Here is a 22,673-nt window from a genome sequence, read left to right as displayed (position 1 = left end):
CTACGGGCGTGGCTCGGGCTGAAGCTGGTCGTCCAGGAACCGGACGACGCGCTGCTCCCACTGCTGCGGTGCGGTGCCGAGCGCGTTCATGTGGCCGGCGTCGGGCACTGTCCAGACCTGCACCCGGTCTGGGGCCGCGCTGCGCATGTCGCTCGCCGCCAGCACCTCCTGCTCGACCGTGCCCGCGGCGACCAGGAAGAACGCGGTGTCGTCCGCCGCGGCGACCGAGTCGTGCAACGAGGCGGGCGGTGACGCTCCGGTGAGCAGGTCCGTGAGCGCGTAGGTGTACCGGTCCAGGCCACGCTGCAGCACGGCGGCGAAGGAGTCCGGAAGGACGGGCTCGTGGTCGGCGGCGGTGCGCCCGGTGGCGCCCTCGGCGACCACGGCGCCGATGCGGTGGTCCGCGCCCGCGGCGCCGATGGCCTCTTCGCCGCCCATCGACAGGCCGACGATCCCGACCTTGGCGGGGTCGACGTCGTCCTGCCTGGTCAGGAAGTCCACCGCTGCTGTGGTGTCCGCGTCGCCGTACCAGCCGATGTCCATTCCCTCGCCGCCGCTGCGGCCGTGGCCGCGGGCGTCGACCATGAGCACGCCGTAGCCGTGGCCGGCGAGCACGGCGGCGTGCCGTAGCGTCGCGGTGCGGGTGGAGCCCGACCCGTGCTTGAGCACCACCGCGGCACCATTGCGCGAGGGGACGAGCCAGGCGGACAGCTCGACTCCGTCGCTGGTGTTGAAGGTGACGTCGCGGTGGTCCAACCCGACGCCCGCGGGCGTGCCGGGTCCGAGTGCGGCCGGGGGCGCGACGGCGTACATCACCGCCACGGCGGACCAGAACACCAGGACGAGCACCGCGAGGGCGGCGGGCAGGAGGAGCAGGCGCCACCACGACCGCACGGCCGTCCACCCCAGGGTAGCTGCGTACCCCAGGAGCAGGAGCCCGGTGGCGAGCAGGGTCAGGCCGACGACCGTGTCGAGCGTCAGGCCCGTCTTCTGCAGGTACCGGATCCCGATCCCGACCCCCGCGGCGGTCGCCGGTATGCCGACCACCAAGGCCAGCACCGCGAGCAGCCGGGGGTGCCGCGGCCGGGCCGGGCCATCGGCGACGTGTAGCTGTCCCACTGTGGTGGCGGGGCCGTCCGGGGGCTCATACATCGGGTCGTTCGCCCGAGGGCTGGTCTCGGTGCTCGAGCTCTTGCCCATGAGGTCAGCATCTCCACCTGTGCGCGGCGGCTGGAAGGGCCGGAATACCTGGCCCTACGGCCCTGTGGCCGAGGTCGTCGGAGACACAGGATGGGCTGTGATTGCAGGGCGCGACGGCCATCGCGAGCGCGGCACAGACGGAGGAGCCATGAGAACCGTCAGCGTCGGCACGAGTCACGACGCGTGGCGCGGCCACGCACCCGTCGTCGTACCGTCCCGGCCTCGATGGATCGTGCTGTGCGCGGCCGCCGAGACGGTCGGCATGACAGCAGCGGCCGCGGCCGCCCGCGGCGGTGCAGCGATGACGCAGGGTGACGCGACCGGTGCCGACCTCCTCGGCGCCTGGGCAGTTGTGGTCGGCGGCGGGCTGGTCGAGGGGCTCGCGCTCGGCCTGGCTCAGGCGTGGGGACTGCGGGTCTGGCTGCCTCGCCGCCGTCGGCTGCGCTGGATGATGGTGACTCTGGTCGTTGCCGGGGTCGGCTGGGCGGCGGGCTCGGCGCCGGCCATCCTCGCCGGCGCCGGTGGCACGCCCCCGCCGGCCTGGACTGTGGCTGGCGGGGCTGTCGGCGTCGGCGTGGCGATGGGCGCCCTCCTCGGCGTGGCGCAGGCGTGGGTGCTGCGGGGCGTGGTCCCACGCCCGGGGCTGTGGGTCGGCGCCTGCACCGCTGGCTGGGCGGTGGCGATGCCGGTCATCTTCCTGGGTGCGAGCACCACGGGCGTGGCCTGGTCGATACCGGCCGTCGTGGGGTGGGGCGCCGCCACGGGGGCCGCCGCCGGGGCCGTTCTAGGTGCCGTCACCGGGCTGCTCCTGCCCGCAGTGGCGTCCGCCCCCGGTCGGACCACGGATCCACCCGAGCGGACCGCGGAGCCGTCACCGTCCACGGCGCCGCACCCGGGTCGGCCCGGCACCTGAGGCGGCTACCTCGCCGGGATCGCGTGGCGACCGGGACAGGCTGGTGGGCGCTCATGCAGCCACTTAGCGGTGCGACACGGCGAGAGCGTACGACGCAGCAAGTGCGCGGGCACGGCCGCGGCGGCCGGGACGCGGCGGGCCGGCCGGCGGGACCAAGGTCCCGTCGTGGCGTGCCCTTGCGCCCTGCTCCGTGCGCCCACCGTGCCGGGATCGTGGCAGCAGGAGGCCGGGACGCCACGCCGGCCACGACAAGGAGGATCACCATGAGCGCGACCGTGCACCGGACCCCGGACGCCTCCCCGCAGGCGCCGGTCCGTGAGTCGTCGCTGGTGGCCCGGTACACCTGGGCCGTCGTGCGGCTGCTGCTGGCGTTCGAGTTCCTGTGGGCGTTCGTCGACAAGACGTTCGGCCTCGGGCTGGCCACCCCCGCCGAGGGGGCGTGGATCCGCGGCGGGTCCCCGACGACCGGCTACCTCAGCGGCGTGGAGGGGACGTTCGCCGGCGTCTTCACCCCGCTGGCGGGCAACGTGTTCATCGACTGGCTGTTCATGCTCGGCCTGCTGGGCATCGGCCTGGCCCTGGCGCTGGGCATCGGCATGCGGATCGCCGCCGGCGCCGGCGCGGTCCTGCTGATGATGATGTGGCTGACCGCCCTGCCCATCCCGGTCAACCCGTTCGTCGACTCGCACGTGATCGAGGCGGCCGTGCTGATCGGCCTCGCCGCGTCGCTGGCCGGCGACTCCCTCGGCCTGGGCCGCCGGTGGGCGAGCACCGACCTGGTGCGCCGCTTCCCCGTCCTGCGCTGACCGCTTCCCCGTCCTGCGCAGACTCCGCCGACCACCCCCGACACCGCCGGCCGCCTCGCCCCCGAGGCGGCCACGGTGTCCCGTCTTGAAGGAACCGAAGGAGCAGTCATGCTGGTCGCCGACATCATGACCACGCCGGCTCGCACCGTGACGCCGGAGATGACGGTCAAGGAGGCGCTACGACTGCTGCACGAGCTGCGGGTCACCGCGCTCCCTGTGCTCGACGAGCGTGAGCGCCTCGTGGGCATCGTCAGCGAGGCCGACCTGCTGCGCGACGGCGTGCCGCACGACTCCCGGGCGGTGCTGCGCCGCGTCCGAGACCCGGAGCCGGAACCACCGGGCACGGTCGGTGCGGTGATGACCCGGGCCGTGCGCACTGCCGCGCCCGGGGACGACGTGGCCGACATCGCGCAGACGATGGTGACCACGGACATCAAGAGCATGCCCGTGCTCTGGGGCGCTCGGGTCGTCGGGGTCGTCTCGCGCAGCGACGTGGTGGCCCGGCTCGCCCGGCCCGACGCCGACCTGCGCAAGGACGTCGCCACGGCCCTGCGGGCGCAAGAGCTCAACGCCTGGCACTTCGTGATCGACGACGGGCGTGCCCGCGTGTGGGGCGGTCCGCACGGGGAGTGCCGGCTCGTCGAGGCGACCGTCCGAGCCGTCCCCGGCGTGCGGCACGTGGAAGTCCGCCACGAGACTCGACCGTGGGACGACGGGACCTGGTGATCAGCATGTCGAGCACTGCCAACGGCCGCATGCCGGTGCGGGTGTTCTTGGTCGACGACCACGAGGTCGTGCGCCGCGGCGTGGCCGAGCTGCTCGCGGCGCACGAGGACCTGGAGGTCGTGGGGGAGGCCTCCGACGTGCGCGAGACCCTCGCGCGCGTGCCGGCGGCGGCGCCCGACGTCGTCGTGCTCGACGTGCGCCTGCCGGACGGCGACGGCGTGACCCTGTGCCGCGAGCTGCGCTCGCGGGACGACCCGCCCGCCTGCCTGATGCTGACGTCGGTCGCGGACGACGAGGCGCTGTTCGACGCGATCATGGCCGGCGCGGCCGGCTTCGTGCTCAAGCAGGTCCGGGGCTCGGACCTGGTGGAGGCGGTGCGCACCGTGGCGGCGGGCGGGTCCATGCTCGACGCGCAGGCCGCCGCGCGAGTCATGGCGCGGATGCGCCGCCCGCAGACGCCGCGAGAGGACCCGCGGACGATGCTCACGGACCAGGAGCGCCGCATCCTCGAGCTCGTCGGCGAGGGGCTCACGAACCGGCAGATCGCCACGCGGATGGGGCTGGCGGAGAAGACGGTGAAGAACTACGTCTCGAGCCTGCTCGCCAAGCTCGGCCTGCACGGCCGCGTCGAGGCCGCCGTGCTGGCGGTGCGCCTCGAGCGCGACGGCGACGACGGCGTCGACCGCCCCGCGTACGAGAAGTACACCTAGGACGTGCCACGACCTGGGACCGGCGGGAGCGGCACCGCCCACTCCAGCACCGTGCCGGCCCGCGGTCCGGGCGCGAGCTCGAGCGTCCCGTCGAGCTCCGCGGCGCGGTGGGCGAGGTTGGCCAGGCCGCTGCGCCGCCCGCCGGGCGGCAGGCCGACGCCGTCGTCGCGCACCCGCACCAGCAGCCGGTCGTCCACGCGCACGTCGACGTCGACGGCGGTCGCCCCGGCGTGCCGCGCCACGTTCGACAGCGCCTCGCGCAGCACGGCGACGAGGTGGTCGACGAGGCCGGGCGGGACCGCGGCGTCCACGGGCCCGGAGAAGCGCAGGGACGGCGGGAAGCCCAGCACCTGCCCGGCGTGGTCGACCTCGGCGATGGCGCGGGCGCGCGCCCCCGTGGCCGGGGCGGAGCGGCGCGGTGCCTGCAGCCCGAGGATCTGGGTGCGGATCAGTGCGATCGTCTCGTCGATGCTCACGACGGCGGCGTCGACGCGCTCCCGGCACTCCTCGTCGTCCATCCGGTGCAGCAGGCCCTGCAGCGACAGCCCGGTGGCGAACAGCCGCTGGATCGCCAGGTCGTGCAGGTCGCGGGCGATGCGGTCGCGGTCGCGCAGGACGGCGAGCCGCTCGGCGTCGCGCCGCCGCTCGGCCAGCTCCAGCGCCACCGCCGCCTGGTTCGCGTACGCCGCGAGGGCGTCGACCACCGTGCTGGGGATCACGGCGCGGCCGGCGCTGCGGCCCACCGCCAGCACGCCCCGGGTGCGGCCGGGCTCGCCCAGCGGCAGCAGCGCGGCGGGACCAATCTCCCCGGCGGGGTCGACGATCAGCGTCGCGCGCTCGTCGGTGCGGGCGTCGGCGGTCACGAGGGGGAAGCCCGAGGCGTAGACCTCGGCGGAGAAGGTCCCGGTCAGCGGCACGGTCGTGCCCACGACGTCCTGGCCGACCGCGGCCTCGACGACCAGCCGCTCGCCGTCGGCCGCGGGCAGCGCGATCGCCACGAGGTCGGCGTCGGCGACGTCCGCCACCTCCCGCACGAACAGCTCGAGCACCTTGCCCGGCTCGGCCCCGGACAGCAGCTCGCGGGAGATCTGCGCGCTGCCGGCCAGCCAGCGGGCGCTGCGCCGGGCGTCCTCGAACAGCCGGGCGTTCTCGATCGCGACGCCCACCGCCGAGGCGAGCGCCTCCAGCAGCCGCTCGTCGGCGGCGGAGAAGTCCTCCCCGCCGCGCTTGTCGGTCAGGTACAGGTTGCCGAAGACCGTGCCGCGCACCCGCACCGGGACGCCGAGGAAGGTGCGCATCGGCGGGTGGTGCGCGGGGAAGCCGTAGGAGGCCGGGTGGGTGGTCAGGTCGTGCAGCCGCAGCGGGGTGGGGTGCTCGATCAGCTCCCCGAGGATGCCGCGCCCGTGCGGGAACGGGCCGATGGCGTGGATCTGCTCCTCGTCGAGACCGACGGTGATGAACTCGGCGATGTCTCCGTCCTCGCCGATGACCCCGAGCGCCGCGTAGCGGGCGTCGACGAGGTGCGCCGCGGCGGCGACGATCCGCTCGAGCACCGGGCGCAGCTCCAGGCCCCGGCCGACGTCGACGATCGCCGCCAGCAGCACGTCGACGTTCCGGCGGGCCGCCCGGATCGTGCGCATGTGCGCCTCGAGGTCGTCCAGCAGGCCGTCCAGCGGCAGCTGGGGGAGCAGGTGACTCTCGTCGCGCACGCCCTCGTCGCGCTCACCTTCGCCGTGAGCCATGTCCGACCGCCTCGTCCCCAGACCGGTTCCCGACATGACCACGCTAACCCTCCGTCGCGCGTGGTGGGAGCCCTGTTCCGGGCGATGTCACGCTCGGCCGGACGTCACCCTCAGCGCGGCGGCTCCAGCGGGGCGAGGTCGTCGGACGCCGCCTCCAGCAGCCGGTCGGCGAGGTGACGCAGCGCCCGGGCCGCGGCCAGCTCCTCGCCGATCTCCCGGACGGGTGGGTCGTGGGGGTTGCGCCGTGACGTGCCGCGCCCCTCCAGCGACGTGCCGCTGGAGGTGCGCAGCAGCGCATGGGCCGACGTCGTGGTGCCCTCGGGGTCGATGTCGTCGGCGTCGAACAGCTGGATCGTCACGGTCCAGGTGTGGGCCATGGTCGCCTCCGTGCGGGTCGTGCCGTGCAGGTCGTTCCGTGCGGGTGGAGCAGAACGGGACGTCACTCGGCCGCGGCGCCGTGGGTGACGAGCACCGTCCCGTGGGCCTCGCGCACCAGCTCGGCGCTCACCGAGCCCATCAGCATCCCCCGGAACGCGCCGATGCCGCGTGCTCCGACGACGACGAGCCCGGCGTCCTTCGAAGCCTCGGCGAGGGCGTGCACCGGTCCGTCGTCGAGGAGCTCCAGGCGGACCTCCAGGTTGGGGTGGTGCTCCATCAGCTCCGTCACGACCCGTCGGGCGGCCTGGTGCGTGGGGTCGCTCTTGCTCGCGGTGGCCAGCGGCGGCAGCACGCCGAGCGGGGCGTAGGGCGGCAGCACCGTCGGACGGGCGTGCAGCACGACGAGCGGGACCGACCGGGCCGCCGCCTCGTCCGCAGCCAGCGTGGCCGCGGCGAGCGAGGCCTCGGACCCGTCGACGCCGACGACCACGGGCCGGCCGTCGACGGGACCGCGGACGACCGCGACCGGACACCGGGCGTGCGCCGCGAGGTGCGCGGCCGTGCGCCCGACGCCACGTTCCGAGTAGTGGCCACGCGCCCCGATGACCAGCAGCCGGGCTCGTTCGGTCACGCCCCGCACCATGGGGACGACCGGACCGTGCAGCACCTGGGTGGTGATCCGCAGGTCCGGGTGCTCGGCGGTCGCCCGCTCGAGCTGGTCCGCGAGGTACTCCTTGGCCTCGGTGTCGAAGTGGATCTCCTCGGTGGTGGGGTACCAGCTCCACTGTGGGGCGTACTCCCGCGGCTCCTGGTAGGCGCGGACGAGAAGCACCTCCGCCTCTCGACGCTCGGCCTCCTCGAGGCCCCAGTCGAGGGTCCCGCCGCTGTGCGGGGACCCGTCCAGCGCGACGACCACTGGTCCGTCCTGGTGCATGGCAACCTCCTCGTTCCTGGTCGGACCCGCCGCGGCCACGTTGCCTGTGCGGACCCGCCCCATCAGCGTGTCGCGCCCCGCCGGTCCGCGACAGGGACTTCGGTCCCGGTCGCGGCGGCACCAGGCCCGGCGGGACGCGGGACCTACGGCTCGGGTGCCCGGCGGTCCGGGCTCGTAGCGTGAGAGCACCACCCGGCGCCGCGAGAGCCCTGCCCCGCACGCACCGAGGCGGCCGCACGAGACAGGAGTCCTGCCATGCGCACCGTCGTCGTCACCGGTTCGGCCTCCGGGATCGGCCGGGCGACCGCCGGGGTGCTGCGGCAGCAGGGGCACCGTGTGGTCGGGGTCGACCGCCACGACGCCGACGTCGTCGTGGACCTGGCCACCCCGCAGGGCCGCGCCGAGCTCGTCGATGAGGTGCAGGCGCAGGCCGGCGGCCGTATCGACGCGGTGGTCGCCAACGCCGGGCTGGCGCACCCGGCGCCGCCCACCATCGCGGTCAACTTCTTCGGCGCCGTCGCCACCCTCGAGGGTCTGCGACCGCTGCTCAAGGCGTCGCGAGCCCCTCGGGCGGTGGCCACGGCGTCGATGGCCGCGATCCTGCCGCACGACGGTGACCTGGTAGAGCTGTGCCTGGCGTACGACGAGGCGGGGGCGCTCGAGCGCGCCGACAAGCTCGTCGCGGCGGAGCAGAGCGACCTGATCTACGCCAGCAGCAAGGTGGCGCTGTGCCGCTGGGTGCGTCGGGTGGCCGTCGACACGGGGTGGGCCGTCGCGGGGATCCCGCTGAACGCGGTCGCGCCCGGCGTGGTGGAGACGCCGATGGTGGCGGGCATGCTCGGCACGGAGGTGCAGCGGGCGGCGATGTCCGCGCTGATCCCCATGCCGCTGAACGGGTTCATGCAGCCTGAGGTGCCCGCGCGCCTGCTGGCCTGGATGGTCAGCGAGGAGAACTCGCACCTGTGCGGGCAGGTCGTGTTCGTCGATGGTGGCTCGGACGTGCTCATCCGCGGCGAGCACGGCTGGTGACCAGGCGAGCACGGCTGGTGACCAGTCGGCCGTAGTGAGCACGGCTGGTCACCCACCGGCGTCTCAGCGTCGTCGCAGCGCGTCCATCTCGGCCTGGATCCGCGCCTCCGAGGGTCCGGGCGCCAGCACGTCCCAGGCGTGGAAGACGAGGCCGATGCCCCAGCCCAGGATCGGGAAGACGGGCCAGAAGAAGTTGGCGCCGGTCATGAACCAGATCACGACCAGCATCGAGTTGACCAGGACATATGCCACCGCATGCGTGGCCAGCTCGCGCTTGGCACGCAGCCGCTGCACCGCGAGGACGCGCAGCTCGTCCGCGCCCGGCTGCGTCGACGGGTCCGGTGCCCGGTCCCTCGGGAAGTTCATGGTCGGGTCCATGGTCGGTCCTCCTTCGCCCGCGTTCGAGGTGTTCCTTCAAGATCCACGCTAGTGACGGACCCGGGGGAGCCGGCAGGGACCTTCGACCCGACGCCACGGTGCCGAGAGACCGTCAGAGGCCGCGCTGGGATGCCGTCGTCGACGGTGCGGTGACGAGCGGAAAGGCCAGGCGCGCGCCGGGTGCGAGCTCGGCGAGCTCGCCGCGGCACGAGACGCGGACCGGTCGCCACATCCCCGGGCCCGCGGCCACCTCGGCGCGGTCACCGCGGACCCGCACGAGGATCGGCTGCTCGCGGTACCGGATGGCGAACTCCATCACGCCGAGCGACTCGGGCCAGTAGGGGTCGAGGACGAGCTGGTCCTGGCGCGTCTCCAGACCGCAGAAGCACCGCTGCAGCAGGTCGACGCTCCCGGCCATGGCCGCGAGGTGGATGCCCTCCGGCGTGGTCCCGCCCTGGATGTCGGCCACGTCCGCCCGCAGCGTCTGGTCGAGGAACTCCAGCGCCCTGGTGCGGTCCGACCGGGCGAGCACCCAGGCGTGCACCAAGGCCGAGAGGGTGGACCCGTGCGAGCTGCGCTCGAGGTAGTAGCGGACCGTCCGCGGGATCAGCTCCGGCTCAAGGCAGTAGCCGAGGTGCTCGAGCACCTCGCGCAGCTCGTCCGCCGACAGCAGGTAGAAGAGCATCACGGTGTCGGCCTGCTTGGAGGCCTTGTAGCGGTTCACGGAGTCGCCCTCGGCCTCGAGGATTCGGTCCAGGCGCTGGATGTTGCCGTAGCGCGCCCGGTAGGCGGCCCAGTCGAGCTCTTCCAGCTTCTCGTAGCCCTCGAACTGGCTGATGACACCGTCGTGGAAGGGGACGAACAGTCCTTGGGCCACGTCGCGCCACCGGGCGAGCTCGGCCCGCTGCAGTCCCATCCGTTCCTCGAGCTCGTGGCGTTTGAGGGTCGGCAGCAGGTGGAGGGTGTCGAGGGCCCGCTGGAGCACCCAGGCGGCCATGACGTTGGTGTAGGCGTTGTTGTCGACGCCGACCTGCTCGACCCCGGGGTAACCGGAGTGAAACTCGTCCGGCCCCATCACCCCGCGCACGACGTAGCGGCCGCGGCTCTCGTCGTAGGCAGCGAGGCTGCCCCAGAACCGAGCGACTTCCAGGAGCGTCTCCGCCCCCTCATGAACGAGGAACTCCCGGTCACCGGTCGCCTGGTAGTGCTGCCAGACGTTGTAGGCGACGGCGAGGCCCACGTGACGCTGCCGGCGGGTCGGGTCGGGGACCCAGCGGCCGGAGGCTGGGTTGAGGTGCAGCAGCTGGCTCTCCTCCTCGCCGTTGCTGCCGGACTGCCAGGGGAACATCGCTCCCGAGAAGCCGGCCTCCTGGGCCGCGGCCCGCGCCTCAGGGAGGCGCCGACGGCGGTACCGCAGCAAGGAGCGGGTGAGCGCAGGCAGGCGCAGGTTGAGGACCGGCAGGACGAACAGCTCGTCCCAGAAGATGTGTCCGCGGTAGGCCTCGCCGTGCAGGCCCCGGGCCGGGACGCCGACGTCGAGGCCGACCGAAGCTGGGGAGACCGACTGCAGCAGGTGCAGCAGGTGCAGGCGCAGGATCGGCAGGAGGCCCCCGTCGCGTTCCATGTCGAGATAGAACAGCTGCCACAGGTGGGCCCAGGCCAGGGCGTGGCGGCCCAGCAGGTCGTCGAACCCGCCGACGCGCGGCAGCCACCGGACGGCCTCGTGCGCAGGCTCGGCGATGGCGCGGTCCCTGCCGGTGAACACGGTGACCGTCTTCTCCAGGACCACCGGCTCGGACGCCTGCGCGTCGAAGACCAGGAGATGGCCGACGACCGGACCGTCGTCGACGAGCCGGCGCTCGACCTCCACCGGCCGGCCGTCGCGCCGGACGACGGTGCGGGCGGCCATCGCAACGCGGATCGCCGACCGCGTCGTCACCATCTCGAGCAGCACGGTGTCGGGCGCCGGGGCAGCGGTCCGCACCAGGTCGAGGTGGCGGCCGTCGAGGGCCCGGTAGCGCGCCACGAGGGAGTTCCTCACGGCCCCGTCGAGCACAGAGCGGACCTCGAGGCGGCCGGACCAGTCCTCGGGCACGTAGGTCAGCTGCTGGGCGCACACGTGCGGCTGGTCCATGCTCACCAGCCGGCGCTCAGTAACCGTGGTGGTGCGGCCCTCGCCGTCCCGCAGGCGCGTGCGGCGGGTGAGCACCGCACGCCGCAGGTCGAGCTCCTGGGCCTGCTCGACGACCTCGGCGTGGCCCGCGTCGAGCCACGGCCCGCCGTCGATGCGAAACCGTGTCGCCAGCCAGTTCGGCAGGTTGACCAGGCTCTCGTTCTCGACGACCCGGCCGTCGACCCGGTCCTGAAGACGGTTGTAGAGCCCCGCCACATAGGTCCCGGGGTAGTGCACGCCGTCGGCCCGGGACTCGGCAGCGGCGCCGCGGGTGGCGAGATACCCGTTGCCCACCGTGCACAGCGCCTCCCGACGGCCCTCGTCCGCCGGGTCGTAGCCGACGTAGCGCAGCACCCAGCCGTCATCCGACGCCGATGCACCGGGCCCGGCGGCCTGGTCCTGCGCGGCGCGCGCCTCCGCCGCGCTCACGGCCGCGACGCCCCGGTGCGCGACGGCGCGTCGGCCCCGTCCACCCTCACCTGATCGAGCCGGGCGACCACGACGTCGGCACCGTGCGCGCGCAGGTCGCTGCCGTCGCCGCCGCGGGCGACGCCGATCACGAGCGCGAACCCGCCGCGCCGCCCGGCCTCCACCCCCGCCTCGGCATCCTCCACCACGACGGCGGCGTCCGCGCCGACCCCGAGGCGCCGCGCGGCCTCCAGCAGCACGGCGGGGTCGGGCTTGCCGGGCAGCCCCAGCGCGGCCGCGACCTCGCCGTCGACCCGGACGGGGAACAGCGCGCCGAGGCCGGCGGCGGCCAGCACCCGCCGACAGTTGCGGCTGGCCGAGATGACGGCCGTGCCGAGCCCGCGCTGCTGGGTCCGGCGGACCAGGTCCACACCGTCGTCGAACACCCGGACCCCGTCCCGCGCGAGCCGCTCGCGGAAGTACCGGTCCTTGCGGTTGCCCAGGCCGCACACGGTCTCGCGGCCGGGCGGGTCCGTGGGGTCGCCCCACGGCAGCGCGACGCCGCGCGAGCGGAGGAACGCGTCGACGCCGTCGTACCGGGGGCGACCGTCCACGTGCCGCAGGTACTCCTCGTGCCCGAAGGGGCGGTGGTCCTCGCCTGGCCGGCCCCCGCGCCCGGCCAGGAACTCGTCGAAGAGCTGCCGCCACGCGTCGGCGTGCACCGAGGCGGTGTCGGTGACGACGCCGTCGAGGTCGAAGATCACCGCCCGGTGGCGCCTTGGTGCCAGGAGGACCGTCATCGTGGACCCCTCCCGGTGGACGCCGTCGTCGTGCTCAGCCTTCTGCGCCGTCGGGGCGGCGTCAACCCGTCCGCGACGGGCGGGCGTCCGGCTCGCGCGGCGCGGCGGGCAGGCGCCGCAGCAGCGGCACGAGCAGGGTCGCGGCCACGACCGTCATCACCGCGAACGACACCATGGCCCCGACGACCTCGGCGGGGCGCACGGGGACGCCCGCGGCGAGCTGCGCGGCGCCCTGGGCGGCGAGCGCGGTGCCCAGGGCGACGTTGACGGCCAGCATCGCGGTGGCTGCGAGGCGTCCGGACGGTGCGTCGCGGTGCAGCAGCCAGCCGGTGGCCGCGACCGCCGGGGCGACGACCGCCAGGTCCAGCGCCCAGGTCACCTCGGTGCTGTACACGTCGAGGCGTGCGGGCACCGCGCCGGTGACCGCGGCGGCGACCAGGGGAGGCGCCCAGGCCGCCGTGAGCACCGCGGCGAGGCCGCCGAGATAGCCGACCAGGGCGCGCCGCGAGGGCCGGTCGGGGAAGGCGGCGGCGAAGCGGGCCGGGTCGACGCTGCGCAGGGCGAGCGGCGCGGCGAACAGGGCCAGGCCGAAGGCGAGCACGGAGAGACCGAACAGCCGGTGGTAGGCCGTGTACAGCGACATCGAGGCGTAGTAGTAGAGCAGCCAGCCCAGCACGCCGACCAGGACCACCGTCCCGCGCACCGACCGGCGGCGGTAGGCGGACAGGGCCACGAGCAGCGCGGGGACCTCGAGGAAGAGCGTGACCGCGTCGGTGCCCCGGTTGCCGACCCCGAGCAGCCACGAGTCGTGCCGGTACAGCCCTGTCCCGTACACGTCAACGCTCTCTCCGCGGGCCGTGACCACCTCGTGCGGGCCCGGCCCGCCGGAGGCGAACAGCCCGACGGCGGCGGCGGCCGCGGCCACCACCGCCAGCGCGAGCGTCAGCAGCACCACCGCCCGCGACGGGACGACGATCCCCGCGGGGCCCGAGGAGACGCGGGCGCGCGAGGCGGTGGGGGCGGTGGAGGTCGTGGTGTCGCGGCGCATCGGCGTCACCCGCCCATCACGTGGTGGTCGACCCACTGCTCGAGCTGCGGCACGAGCAGCAGCACGAGCACGCCGGCCACCATCAGCAGGTGGACGAAGACGTTCCAGGTCACGGCGCCGGCAGCCTCGCCACCCGCGCGCGCGGCGAACAAGAACGGCACCAGGGCAGCCAGCCCGAGGCCCGCCGCGCCGAGCGCGACCGGCTCCCACCAGGCATGGCGCGCGAACAGCCCCCAGGTCGCCACGCAGAACGCCGCGACGGTGAGCAGGCTGAGCACCCGGGTGACCGCCCACAGCGCCCCCGACGTGCTCACGCCGCGGCCGGCGAACGCGGGTGTGGTCCACAGCCAGGTGCTGCCCGCGAGCAGCAGGGCGACGCCGCCGAGGTTGCGGATGGTGAACATGGTCATCGCCTCCCACCACCCACCCTGGCGGCCGGGCGCGCCGCGGGAGAGAGCCGAAGGGCCCGCCGGGGCGGGGCCGTCCGGCCCGTGGCCGCGGGCACCGGACCCGGCAGGCTGGTCGCGTCACACCCTGCCGCCCGCACCGCTGGAGCAGTCATGGCCACGTCCGTCGCCGAACCTGCCACGACCGCCGACCGCCCGCCGCGGGTCTTCCGCCGGCGGGTGGCCGCCGCCGGGCTACCGGCCCGGCCGACCACGAGCGACCCGGTCACCGAGGCGGACCTCGACCCGCTGCCGCCGGTGGCGGCGCGGTACCTGCGGGCGATGGGGGTCCTCGGCCGGCCGCGCCCCTGGTCGCTGCGGGCCCACTTCACCGGTCGCTTCCGCCGTGGGCCCGGCCGGCCGTGGCTGCCCCTGGACGCCTGGCAGTACAGCTGCGGGCTCCAGCCGGTGCGGTTGTTCCGGATGCGGCTGACGGTCGCCCGCGTCGTGCCGATGTGGGGCTGGGACACCTACCGCGCCGGGACGGGGCGGATGGTCGGCAAGGCCCTCGGCCTGGTCACCGTCGCCGACGGCGCCGGGCCCGCGTTCGACATCAGCGAGCTCACCACCTGGCTCAACGACGCCGTGCTGCTCGCGCCCGGCATGCTGCTGCACCCCCGCACCGCCTGGGCCGCGGCGGGCGACGACGGCTTCCGCGTCGCGGTCACCGACGCGGGGCTGACGGTGAGCGCCGAGGTGCTCGTCGACGACGACGGCCGCCCACGTGACTTCCGATCCACCGACCGCTGGGTTGACCTGCCCGGCGGGCCGGTGCGCGCCGCGTGGAGCACGCCGGTGGCGGGCTGGACGGCGGTCGACGGCTGGCCGCGCCCGACCGGCGCAGCGGCGGTGTGGCACCTGCCCGACGGCGAGCTGCGCTACGGCGAGATGGCCCTGCGCAGCCTGGAGCTGGACCTGCCGCCGGCGACCTGGCCCTAGCCGCCGACCGCGCCATCGCCCGTCGGCCCTGGTTCTTGCGCGGCGCGGCGCGCGAGCCCCGCGAGCATCGCGCGCTGCATGACCGTGTCTCCCGCCCGGACCACCGACAGCAGCGGCAGCACCCAGCCCGGGTGGTAGCGCACACGCGTGCGAACCAGGAGCCGCGTGCCGCCCTCGGGCGCGGGGTGCAGCACGAACGCCCAGCTGCAGTCGAACCAGGAACGGGGCCGCCGGCGCAGGAACGCCAGCTCACGGCCCGACAGGGTGCGGGAGCTGTACAGCACCAGGTGGCGGCCGGGCCGGACGTCCCGGACGTACCAGGCGCCGACCTCGGCCGAGCAGCCGGGGCCGTCGAGGAGCACGTCGCCCACCGCAACGCGCTGGAATCCGGGTACGACGCGGTCCGCCGCCGAGCGCGGCCCGCGGTGGCCGGCAGGATCACGCCACCACGGGAAGTCGCCGTACCAGCCACCGCGCCCGTAGCCCATCTGGGCCACCCACGGCCAGGTCTGCGCCGGCGGCGCCGGGACGGTCTGCGCGCGGGTGGCGGCCCAGTTCGGCTCGGGCACGAGCCCGTCGCCGGGGAGAGGCTCGGCCTCCTCCCGCCGCGTCGCTCCCGACCGGCGCCACTCTGGGTGCGTCACCGCCCAGAGCGTCTCGGCGGCGTACTCGCCGATCACGACGGCGGCGTCGCGGGCACGCGCGAGGGCGGGGGAGCGGACCGCTGCGGCGAGGTCCATGGTGCACGCTTCCTCGGGTCACGGATCGGGCGACTGCCAGCGGAAGAACCGCAGCGCGAGCGCCCCGGCGCCCAGCGCCCACGCAGCCAGGACGGCGACGTGCCACCACGTGTCCGCGCCGCCCACCCCGGCGAGGAGCTCCGTCAGGGCGTTCTGCAGGTGCTTGAGCGGGAAGAACGACCCGACCGTACTCATCCACGCCGGGGCGCCCGTGACGAACACGTCGGAGACGAAGGCCACCGGCAGCAGCGCCACCAGGCCGACCGCACCGAAGGTGCGGGCGTTGCGCACGACCGCAGCCAGGAGGAACCCGCAGGCGGTCAGGGTCACGCTGCCGAGCATCAGCACGGCCGCGGACGCCCCGAGGCCCGCCGGGGACGGCCGGGCCCCGAAGGCGGCGGCGCCCAGCGCCAGCACGACCGCGGCGATGGCGAGCGCGAGCAGCGTGCCGGCCACCACACGCCCGGCCAGGTAGTGCGCCGGCAGCAGCGGCGTGCCGCGCAGGCGCTTGAGCACGCCGCGGTCGCGGGCAGTGACGACCGCCTCGGGGATGTTGAGGAAGGACGTCACCGCGACGCCCCAGGTGATCATGCCGGCGGCCAGGTGCAACCGGAACGGTGCACCGCTGGGCACCGGTCCGGCGTCGGCCGTGCTGGCGATGAGCGCGTACAGGCCGACCGGCAGCACCACGGCGAAGAAGACGGCACCCGGGTCGCGCCACGTGGCGCGCACGGCTGCCCCGACCTGACCCCGCACCAGGACGTCGGGGCGCGGGCGCGGCCCGGCCTGCACGGCCGGTGCGGTCACGACGCGGTCGGCTCTCTCGGGGTCGCGGGACGCGACCTCCGCTGCTGCAGACCGCGACGGTCCGCCCGACGCGGTCGCTTCCCGGTCGCGCAGTCCCGCCGCGGCGATCACGGCCCCGACCGCCGTCCAGGCGAGCAGGATGCCGAGCGCCCGCAGATCCCATCCCGCGCCGGACAGGTGCGGGTTGAACTGGTCCTGCAGCGCCTCCGTGAGCGGCTTGACCGGCAACACGTCGGCCACGCGGGTGACGGGCTCCGGCAACGGGGTGCCGAAGGTGAACAGGCCGGAGACGAACGACAGCACCACGACGCCGCCGATCGAGACGCCCTGCGCCACGGTCGTCGACCGGCACACCGTCGCCAGGCCGAGGCCAAGGGTCACGAAGCACAGCACGCCGGCCAGAAGGGTGACCACCGTGGCGGGGACCGTGCGCCACACCACCTGCACGTCGTAGGCGACCAGCGCGAGGCCGACCGCGGCGCCGACCGCCAGCAGGGCGAAGGCGCTCGCCGCGACTACGCGTCCGAGCAGGTAGGCCCAGGTGGGCAGCGGAGTGCCGCGCAGGTGCCTGAGCACCCCGGTCTCCCGCGCCTGCACCAGGGTGATCGCCACGGTGGGGAGGGTCCCGTACAGCGTGCCCATCGTGACCGCGATCGGTGTGGCGAACTGCATGACCCGCAGGCCGGTGACCGGGTCGACGACCTCGTTGCCTGCCAGCGCGCCGATCATCACCAGCCAGACGAGCGGCACGAGCAGGCTGAAGACCAGCACCACGCGGGCCCGCCAGTACTCCGTCGCGGCGTGCCGCACCTGTCCGCCGGCGAGCGCGGCCGGGGTCGGGCGGACCGCGGTGGCCGGGCCGGTCATCGCCGGCCCCGCGGCGCGGAGGATGCGGGGGAGGACGCGACGGGCACGCCCACCGCCTCCTCGGCGGCCGCCTCGTCGCCGATGAGGGCGAGGTAGACGTCCTCGAGCGTGGGGCGGCGCACGGTGAGCGCCGGCAGCTCGAGGTCTCGGGCCAGCGCCCACCCGGTCAGGGCGTGCAGCACCGTCGTCGGTTGCGCCGTCTGGAGCTGCCAGCCGGCGCCCTCGGGCGTCAGCGTCCCGTCGAGCGTGGGCAGGTCGGCGGCTTCGGCGCCGTCGGGCAGTCGGAAGGACACCACCGCGCTGCGGTGCCGTGCGGCGAGCTCGGCCGGCGTGCCGAGGGCCACGAGCCGTCCGTGCACGAGCACCGCCACCCGGTCGGCCAGGTGCTCGGCCTCGTCGAGGTAGTGCGTGGTGAGCAGCGCGGTCTTGCCCATGGCCCGCAGGCCTTCGACGAGCACCCAGGCGCGGCGGCGGGCCGACGGGTCGAACCCGGTCGTCGGTTCGTCGAGGAACAGCAGGTCCGGGTCGCCGACGAGGCCGAGGGCCAGGTCGAGCCGCCGGCGCTGCCCGCCGGAGAGGGTCTTGACCCGCGCGTCCGCCTTCTCGGCGAGCCCGACCTGCTCGATGACCGCCGCCGCGCCCAACCGACGCGGGTACAGGCTCCGGTGGAGCCGCACCAGCTCTGCGACCGTGAAGTCCTCGTCGAAGCCGGCGTCCTGCAGCACGATCCCGATCCGTTCGCGCAGGTCGCGACTCCGGGCCTGCGGGTCGTGGCCGAGCACCGCCACCCGGCCGGCCGTGCGTCGGCGGTGGCCCTCGAGAATCTCCACCGTCGTGGTCTTCCCGGCCCCGTTGGGCCCGAGCAGCGCGAACACCTCGCCGTGCTCGATCGCGAACGACAGGTCGTCGACGGCGACCACGTCGCCGTACGTCTTGCGCAGCCCCTCCACCGTCACGGCTACCACGGGTGCACCTCCGATCGGTCGCGGCAGGAGTGCCGCGCGGTCCACAAGTCCACGGTGGTCGAGACGCACGAGCCGCGTCAGGGTCGTTGGTCCCCGCCCACCCCTGCTCATCGACCCGGCACCTTGTGGTGACGGCCCACGGCGCAGGACACTGCTCGGGAGAGGCGGTGGTCCGATGACGGCGTCGGCACACTCATGGGGCGCGGACGGCGCGCCGTCCGGCCGACTCACGGCGCGGCTTGGATCCATGGCGACGGCGGGCTCGGCGGCGGTGCGCCGCGTGGTGCGGGCCGCTGTCGACCACGTGCGCGCGGCGGTCCGGCGGGAACGCCGGGACGCCGACCTGGGCGCCGGCAGGGCCGAGGCGGCCTCGGCAGCACCCGTGGTCGCCGGACCCGGTGGGCCCGCCGCGGGGCACCGGCTCGCGGGGCGCCTGTCCCTCGGTGTGACCGCACTGATGGCGGCTGCCTCGGCGACGGGGCTGGCCTGGCGGGGGTTGTACCGCGACGCGCCGGCCAACGCGGCGACCTTCCGCGCCTACGACCTCGGCTCCCTCACGGTCGCCACGCCGCTGTTGGCTGGCGCGATGGTCCGTGCCCGGCGCGGCTCCGCACGGGCCCACGTGCTGTGGGCGGGGATGCTGGTCTACGTCGTGTACACCTACGCGTACTACGTCTTCGGCGCCGCCTTCAACGCGCTGTTCCTCGCGCACGTGGTGCTGCTCGTGCTGGCGGCGGTGGCGCTGGTGCTCCTGCTGCGCTCGCTCGACGTCGGCGCGCTCGTCTCCGCTGCCCGGGCTCGGACGCCGGTCCGTACCGTCGGTGTGGTGCTCGGGGCGCTGGCGGCGTCCCTCGGGGGAATGTGGGCCTGGTTCTCGCTGCGGTTCGCCACCACGGGCGCCCCGCCGCCCGAAGGGCTGCTGCTGCAACCGGCGCCGATCGGGCACCTGGGCTACGCGATGGACCTGAGTACCCTGGTGCCCGCCTACGCCACCGCCTCGGTGCTGCTGTGGCGGCGACGGCCGTGGGGCCACGTGCTCGGCGGCGTGCTGCTCGTGGCGAGCGCGGTGATTCAGGTCAACTACATGCTCGCCCTCGCCTTCCAGGCGAGGGAAGGGCTTCCGGGCGCCACCGCGTTCGACCCGCAGGAGCCCTACATCGCCGCGACGATCACGGTCGCCGCCGCCTTGCTCCTGGCCGGCCTGCGGTCGCAGCCGCGTCCCACCCACGCCGGGGGACCCGTCACACGGGCGCGGGAACCGCGCGTCGCCTAGCACGGTCCGAGCGACCCAGGGAGGGGTCATGGGACGCGTCCTGCACTTCGAGATCCAGGTCGACGACACCGAGCGTGCCAAGGCCTTCTACGCCGCCGCATTCGGCTGGAAGTTCGAGGACTACGGCCACATCGCCGGGTCGACGTACTGGGGCGTGGTGACGGGAGCCGAGGGCGAGCCCGGCATCGACGGCGGGCTGCTGCCCCGCCAGGGGCCGGCGCCGACCGCCGCCGAGGGCGCGAACGCCTACGTGTGCACCGTCGGGGTCGAGGACTACGACGGGGCCCACGCGCGCATCCTCCAGGCCGGCGGGCGGGTGGTCGCCCCGAAGACGGCGCTGACGGGCATGGCCTGGCAGGGCTACTACCTCGACACCGAGGGCAACACGTTCGGCATCCACCAGCCGGACCCCGACGCCGCCTGAGCGGTGCCGTCGGCCCGGAGCCGAGGGAGGACGCATGGTCCAGCACACGCCGGCACCGAGGCCGGACGCCTGGCGCGCCGTCGCCCGCTGCGTCGGAGCGAGCGCGCGGATGCTCGCGCGGCGGCAGGTGCACCAGCCGCGCCGCAACGTCGGTCGGGTCGTACGGTTCGGCGACGGCACCGAGGCACGCGTCTACCGCGAGACGGTCGCCGCCACCCCGGCGAGCGACCCGTGCTTCCTGGCCGTCGCCTTCCGGCTGCGGTGGGTCCGCGGGCGTCGCGGCCACGCCCTGTTCCGCGCGGAGAGCCTGCTGAACACGCCGCTGTTCGTGGGCTTCCCCGGGTTCGTGTCCAAGCTCTGGCTGGCCCACGACGACCACGGCGTCTACCGCGGCCTGTATGAGTGGGACGGCGCCGAGCGCGCCGAGCACTACGCCCGGTCGCTGTGGCGGGTGCTGGAGCTGGTCTGCGAACCCGGCTCCATCGACTACCGCGTTGTCCCCGGCGTGCGGCGCGACGAGGCGCTGGCCCGGCTCCCGCAGGAGACCACCGGGACGGCCGCCTCCGACGACCGCTGGTGGTGGGTGGTCGCGGCATGAGCGCCGGCCAGGACGTGGACGTCCTGGTGGTCGGAGCGGGACCGACCGGGCTCACCGCCGCGCTGCAGGCACACGCCCACGGGGCGTCCGTGCGGGTCGTCGAGCGGCGACCGGTGGGACCGCGCCCCTCGCGCGCCATGATCCTGCACCCGCGGACGTTGGAGTCCCTGCGCCCGCTCGGGGTGACCGAGCCGCTGCTGGCGCGCTCCGGCGGCACCCCCAGGGCCGAGGTGCACCTGGGGCGCCGCCGGGTCGACGTCGCGCTGGGCGAGGTCGCCTGGGCGGCGACCCCGTACCCCCACCTGACCATGCTGCGTCAGGCGGACGTCGAGGCGGCGCTCGCCCACGCGCTGCGCGAGCGGGGCGTCGAGGTGGAGTACGGGGTCGAGCTTCTGACGGCCGCGACGGGGCCCGGTGCGGCGAGGGCGACGCTGCACACGCACGCCGGGGTCGAGCAGGTGGCGTGCCGGTTCCTCGCTGGGTGCGACGGCCCGGCGAGCACCGTCCGCCGGGCCGCCGGGATCGGCTGGCGCGGCAGGGCGTACCGGCAGGAGGTGGTGCTCGCCGACCTCGAGCTGACGGGCGACCTGACACCCGGGGTCCTGCACGTGGTCGTCGCCCGGTCGGGCCTGGTCTTCCTGTTCGCCCTGGGGGAGGGAGCCACCTGGCGGCTTCTCGCCACCCGGCCGGCGAGACGGGACGGTGCACCGTTCGGCCAGCCCGGCGACCGCGTCCCCGCCGCCGAGGTGCGCGAGATCCTGGGCGCGTCGGGCCTCGGCGCCGACCTGGCCGAGCTCCGCTGGTCCGCCCAGGTGCCGCTGCAGCACCGGATGGCCGCGTCGTTCCGGCACGGCCGGCTCTTCCTGGCGGGCGACGCCGCCCACGCCCACTCACCCGGCGCGGCGCAGGGCATGAACACCGGCATCCTCGACGCGGTGAACCTCGGGTGGAAGCTCGCCCTGGCCGACGACGAGGACCACGACGAGAAGCAGGGGGACCTGCTGGCCTCGTACGCGGCCGAGCGCCGGCCGGTCGCCCGGCAGGTGCTGGCCCTGACCCACGCCGTCTTCTTCGGCGAGGCGTCCACCCGTGCGCTGCCGGCCCTGCTGCGCGGGCGGCTCGTGCCGCTGGCGGCGCCGATCGTCCCCCTGGTGGCGCACGAGCGGCACCTCATGGGCCTGGTGGTGCGGCTGCTGTCCCAGGACTGGGTGCACTACCGGCACAGCCCGTTGTCGGTCGCGGGCAGTGCCGCGCCCGGCCGGCCCCGGCCCGGGGACCACCTCCCGGACCGGGAGGTCTCGGTGGACGGCCGCCGCACGCGGCTGCACACGCTCGTCGCGTCGCCAGGGATCCACCTGCTGCTCGACCGCGACGCGCAGCGACCCCACGACGGGTCCCTCGCCGCGCACGTCGCGGTGCACCGCATCGAGAGCTGGGCGGGGCGCGGCGTGGTGGCGGTGCGCCCGGACGGCTACGTCGGGCTGGTCTCCGGCACGGCCGACCGCAGCACCGTCGACGACTGGCTGTCCCGGGCCGGGGCGCGCCCGCGGACGTCGTCACCGCACGGGCCGGGCGCCACCCTGCCGGACGACGGGCGGGCCGCCACCCTGGCGTGACCGGTCCCCGAGCGGGGCCGACGGTGGTGCGCCACGGCGACGCACCACCGTCGGCAGGGTCACGGCAGGGATCACATCGCGGCCAGCAGCTCTTCCATCTGCCGGACCTCGGCGCGCTGGCCGTCGACGATGGCCTGGGCCAGCGCGACCGCCTCGTCGTCCCGGCCGTGCCGGACCTCGGCCTGGGCCATCATGATCGCGCCGCGGTGGTGGACGATCATCTGCTCGAGGAACAGGCGCTGCGCCTCGGCGCCCTGCGCGTCCTCCAGCGTCTGCAGGTCCTCCTCGGCCATCATCCCGTGGGGCATCGCGCCGTCGGACATCATGCCCTCGTCGCTCATCGGGCCGTGTCCGGCGCCCATGTCGGAGTCGTCGGCCCCCCACTCCACGATCCATTGCTCCATGGTGTCGATCTCGGGGCCCTGGGCCTCCTTGATCCGGGTGGCCAGGTCGGTGACCTGCGGGTCGATCCCGTCCTTGGTCAGCAGGACGTCCGACATCTCGATCGCCTGCTGGTGGTGGGGGATCATCGTCTGCGCGAACATCACGTCCGCGCCGTCGGACCGCGCGCCGGTCGCGGCCGACTCCTCGGCCGAGGGCGAGGCGGTGGTGGACATCATGCTCGACATGTCGTGCGCGGGCTGGTCGGTGTCGGAGCACGCGGCCAGGGCGGCGACGCCCGCCAGCACGACGGCGGGCACAAGGGTGCGCTTCATGGGGATGGGGCCTTTCTCGGAGCAGCTTCCACGGCCG

At 75.0% G+C, this 22,673-nt stretch carries 23 protein-coding genes; 10 read left to right on the top strand and 13 right to left on the bottom strand.

Going from position 1 to position 22,673, the window contains the following annotated elements; translation table 11 throughout:
• On the bottom strand, positions 1-1,200 hold the full coding sequence (locus U5M74_RS02890; protein WP_410905998.1) for an alpha/beta hydrolase: 1,200 nt from the start codon (positions 1,198-1,200) through the stop codon (positions 1-3).
• A 64-nt stretch (positions 1,201-1,264) separates the two neighbouring features.
• Between U5M74_RS02890 and U5M74_RS02885 the strand changes: the two genes are divergently transcribed.
• The 4 genes from U5M74_RS02885 (at position 1,265) to U5M74_RS02870 (ending at position 4,355) form a co-directional block, all read left to right on the top strand.
• Complete coding sequence (locus tag U5M74_RS02885) at positions 1,265-2,113, top strand: hypothetical protein (protein ID WP_410905996.1); 849 nt, start codon at positions 1,265-1,267, stop codon at positions 2,111-2,113.
• Between the two features lie 263 nt (positions 2,114-2,376).
• Positions 2,377-2,919: a hypothetical protein gene (locus U5M74_RS02880; protein ID WP_410905994.1), complete on the top strand. Its 543-nt coding sequence runs from the start codon at positions 2,377-2,379 to the stop codon at positions 2,917-2,919.
• Between the two features lie 108 nt (positions 2,920-3,027).
• Entirely contained in the window at positions 3,028-3,645 is a 618-nt protein-coding gene (locus U5M74_RS02875) for an HPP family protein (protein ID WP_410905992.1), read from the top strand.
• A gap of 5 nt (positions 3,646-3,650) precedes the next feature.
• Positions 3,651-4,355: a response regulator gene (locus U5M74_RS02870; RefSeq protein WP_410905990.1), complete on the top strand. Its 705-nt coding sequence runs from the start codon at positions 3,651-3,653 to the stop codon at positions 4,353-4,355.
• Here U5M74_RS02870 and U5M74_RS02865 read toward each other — a convergent pair.
• From U5M74_RS02865 to U5M74_RS02855, 3 genes are all read right to left on the bottom strand, one after another.
• Positions 4,352-6,097, bottom strand: a complete 1,746-nt coding sequence (locus U5M74_RS02865) for a GAF domain-containing sensor histidine kinase (protein ID WP_410905988.1) — start codon at positions 6,095-6,097, stop codon at positions 4,352-4,354. The genes U5M74_RS02870 and U5M74_RS02865 overlap by 4 nt on opposite strands.
• 110 nt (positions 6,098-6,207) lie before the next feature.
• A complete protein-coding gene (locus tag U5M74_RS02860; RefSeq protein WP_410905986.1) occupies positions 6,208-6,474 on the bottom strand; it encodes a dsRBD fold-containing protein in 267 nt (88 codons plus the stop codon).
• A gap of 62 nt (positions 6,475-6,536) precedes the next feature.
• Positions 6,537-7,409 (bottom strand): universal stress protein, encoded by an 873-nt coding sequence (locus tag U5M74_RS02855; RefSeq protein WP_410905984.1) that lies wholly within the window; start codon positions 7,407-7,409, stop codon positions 6,537-6,539.
• Between the two features lie 255 nt (positions 7,410-7,664).
• Here U5M74_RS02855 and U5M74_RS02850 point away from each other — a divergent pair, with 255 nt between their 5' ends.
• Entirely contained in the window at positions 7,665-8,438 is a 774-nt protein-coding gene (locus U5M74_RS02850; protein ID WP_410905983.1) for an SDR family oxidoreductase, read from the top strand.
• 63 nt (positions 8,439-8,501) lie between these two features.
• Here the strand turns inward: U5M74_RS02850 and U5M74_RS02845 are convergent, their stop codons facing one another.
• The 5 genes from U5M74_RS02845 to U5M74_RS02825 form a co-directional block, all read right to left on the bottom strand.
• Positions 8,502-8,816, bottom strand: a complete 315-nt coding sequence (locus U5M74_RS02845; RefSeq protein ID WP_410905981.1) for a 2TM domain-containing protein — start codon at positions 8,814-8,816, stop codon at positions 8,502-8,504.
• Positions 8,817-8,928: 112 nt separating this feature from the next.
• A complete protein-coding gene (locus U5M74_RS02840; protein WP_410905979.1) occupies positions 8,929-11,418 on the bottom strand; it encodes a glycoside hydrolase family 65 protein in 2,490 nt (829 codons plus the stop codon).
• Positions 11,415-12,197 carry an HAD family hydrolase gene (locus tag U5M74_RS02835; RefSeq protein ID WP_410905977.1) on the bottom strand — a complete coding sequence of 261 codons (783 nt, stop codon included), beginning with the start codon at positions 12,195-12,197 and terminating at the stop codon, positions 11,415-11,417. The genes U5M74_RS02840 and U5M74_RS02835 overlap by 4 nt, the downstream gene beginning before the upstream one ends.
• A gap of 61 nt (positions 12,198-12,258) precedes the next feature.
• Positions 12,259-13,245 carry a hypothetical protein gene (locus U5M74_RS02830; RefSeq protein WP_410905975.1) on the bottom strand — a complete coding sequence of 329 codons (987 nt, stop codon included), beginning with the start codon at positions 13,243-13,245 and terminating at the stop codon, positions 12,259-12,261.
• A gap of 5 nt (positions 13,246-13,250) precedes the next feature.
• Positions 13,251-13,655, bottom strand: coding sequence for a hypothetical protein (locus tag U5M74_RS02825; RefSeq protein WP_410905973.1), 405 nt, complete (start codon positions 13,653-13,655; stop codon positions 13,251-13,253).
• Positions 13,656-13,805: 150 nt separating this feature from the next.
• On the opposite strand from U5M74_RS02825, the gene U5M74_RS02820 reads away from it, so the two are divergent.
• Complete coding sequence (locus tag U5M74_RS02820) at positions 13,806-14,630, top strand: DUF6544 family protein (RefSeq protein ID WP_410905971.1); 825 nt, start codon at positions 13,806-13,808, stop codon at positions 14,628-14,630.
• On the opposite strand, the gene U5M74_RS02815 is transcribed toward U5M74_RS02820, so the two are convergent.
• Genes U5M74_RS02815 through U5M74_RS02805 form a run of 3 tightly spaced genes read right to left on the bottom strand, consistent with a single transcriptional unit; the run spans position 14,627 to position 18,009 of the window.
• A complete protein-coding gene (locus U5M74_RS02815; RefSeq protein ID WP_410905969.1) occupies positions 14,627-15,370 on the bottom strand; it encodes an SRPBCC family protein in 744 nt (247 codons plus the stop codon). The genes U5M74_RS02820 and U5M74_RS02815 overlap by 4 nt on opposite strands.
• Before the next feature lie 18 nt (positions 15,371-15,388).
• Positions 15,389-17,044 carry an ABC transporter permease gene (locus U5M74_RS02810; protein WP_410905967.1) on the bottom strand — a complete coding sequence of 552 codons (1,656 nt, stop codon included), beginning with the start codon at positions 17,042-17,044 and terminating at the stop codon, positions 15,389-15,391.
• A complete protein-coding gene (locus U5M74_RS02805) occupies positions 17,041-18,009 on the bottom strand; it encodes an ATP-binding cassette domain-containing protein (protein WP_410905965.1) in 969 nt (322 codons plus the stop codon). Before U5M74_RS02805 ends, U5M74_RS02810 begins: the two co-directional genes overlap by 4 nt.
• A gap of 247 nt (positions 18,010-18,256) precedes the next feature.
• Between U5M74_RS02805 and U5M74_RS02800 the strand changes: the two genes are divergently transcribed.
• From U5M74_RS02800 to U5M74_RS02785, 4 genes are read left to right on the top strand one after another with little or no spacing between them, the layout of a single operon-like run.
• A complete protein-coding gene (locus U5M74_RS02800; RefSeq protein WP_410905963.1) occupies positions 18,257-19,282 on the top strand; it encodes a hypothetical protein in 1,026 nt (341 codons plus the stop codon).
• Between the two features lie 28 nt (positions 19,283-19,310).
• Complete coding sequence (locus U5M74_RS02795) at positions 19,311-19,706, top strand: VOC family protein (protein WP_410905961.1); 396 nt, start codon at positions 19,311-19,313, stop codon at positions 19,704-19,706.
• 34 nt (positions 19,707-19,740) lie between these two features.
• Complete coding sequence (locus tag U5M74_RS02790; RefSeq protein WP_410905959.1) at positions 19,741-20,304, top strand: hypothetical protein; 564 nt, start codon at positions 19,741-19,743, stop codon at positions 20,302-20,304.
• Entirely contained in the window at positions 20,301-21,920 is a 1,620-nt protein-coding gene (locus tag U5M74_RS02785) for an FAD-dependent monooxygenase (protein WP_410905957.1), read from the top strand. Before U5M74_RS02790 ends, U5M74_RS02785 begins: the two co-directional genes overlap by 4 nt.
• A gap of 71 nt (positions 21,921-21,991) precedes the next feature.
• Here U5M74_RS02785 and U5M74_RS02780 read toward each other — a convergent pair whose 3' ends face one another.
• Positions 21,992-22,636 (bottom strand): DUF305 domain-containing protein, encoded by a 645-nt coding sequence (locus tag U5M74_RS02780; protein ID WP_410905955.1) that lies wholly within the window; start codon positions 22,634-22,636, stop codon positions 21,992-21,994.
• Positions 22,637-22,673 lie beyond the last annotated feature (37 nt).

The organism is Puerhibacterium sp. TATVAM-FAB25, from assembly GCF_046535855.1.
Lineage (GTDB): Bacteria > Actinomycetota > Actinomycetes > Actinomycetales > Cellulomonadaceae > Puerhibacterium > Puerhibacterium variabilis_A.
This window is presented reverse-complemented; position numbering and strand designations above follow the sequence as displayed.